At 68.6% G+C, this 1,158-nt stretch carries 1 protein-coding gene and 1 pseudogene; both read right to left on the reverse strand.

Translation table 11 applies throughout. The features are described from left to right. Positions 1-303, reverse strand: a pseudogene (locus F4V54_RS10850) (ABC transporter ATP-binding protein); the annotation flags it as partial. Beyond that, entirely contained in the window at positions 300-983 is a 684-nt protein-coding gene (locus F4V54_RS10855; RefSeq protein ID WP_034668635.1) for a class I SAM-dependent methyltransferase, read from the reverse strand. The gene F4V54_RS10855 and the pseudogene F4V54_RS10850, both read right to left, overlap by 4 nt. Positions 984-1,158 lie beyond the last annotated feature (175 nt).

A 1,158-nucleotide genomic window follows, 5' to 3' on the forward strand; every position in this document is an offset into this window, starting at 1 on the left:
GATATGGGCAACCAACCGGCGCCGGAGGTGGAGCTGCAGGTCGTTATCCGCCCGGTGCGAAAGAATGCCGGCAGCGCCGTCCGCAGCCATGCGCACCGTCGCGGCGACGACGATGACAACCACGGCCAACCACGTCCGATGCACCGGGGCCTCCGGGTACGTCATCGCGATGTCGATGATGCCGACCAGCGAAGCGACGGTAGCCACCGACGACAGGACGGATAACGCGACCACCGCACGCATCCGGGTCCGAATCGGGGCGAGCAGCGACCACGGGCCTACGGTCCCGTCCACGGCGCTCACTTCCCCGCCTCCCCGATCGCGCTTTTCTTCGCGAGAGTGCAGAAATACACCATGCCGGCGCGTGAGGCTCCGTCCAGCTTCAGCCCGTTGGCTTCGGCGAGGTCCTCGAGCTCGCTGCCCCGGAACACCCGGTGGCCCATCTTCGCCATGACGGCCATGTCGACCCGCTCGTTCACGTCGGGATCCTCGACGAACGTCTGCACGTAAGCGATGCCGCCGTCGGCGAGCAGCCCGGAGACCCTGCCGAGCGCGGCTCCCGCATCCTTCATTTGGTGGAGCGCGCCACACACCCAGATTTCACAGGCCCCGCCGGGCTCTCCCGCGAGCGGCGTGAGGATGTCGGCAACGTGGAATTCCGTCCGGGCCCCAAGCCCGTCGGCGGCGGCGCGTTCGCGGGCGATGCGGATCGCATTGGGCGACAGGTCGTAGCCGACGATGTTCGCCCTGCGATAGCGAGACTCAGCGGCGAGCGTGCGGGCGAGCCACCCGGTTCCGCAACCGAGGTCGAGGACCCGGGCCGGCGCATCCGGCCCGGGATCCAGCGCACGGAGCTTCCGGTACACGGCGGCGGCGTCCATCGGTTCGCGCGCATAGCGGCTTAGGAACCTCGGCTGGACCTTGTCCTCGTAGGCCGCGAGGAGCCTGCGGTTGTTCTGGACGATCTGGGCGATCGACTTCATCTGGTTCTGTCTCCGGGTGTGTGGGCCGCGTCCACGCGGCGGTTTCGGGTTAGATGCTCGGATTCGCGGGCCGTCATGCAGACTCCCCCGGCCTCGTTTTCACGGCGATGCCCCACGCCGCGAGCACGGCGATGCCTAAGAACCAGGCCGCGCAGACCACCAGACCCGCAGCCCC

It is taken from the genome of Corynebacterium tuscaniense (assembly GCF_008693065.1).
Taxonomy (GTDB): domain Bacteria; phylum Actinomycetota; class Actinomycetes; order Mycobacteriales; family Mycobacteriaceae; genus Corynebacterium; species Corynebacterium tuscaniense.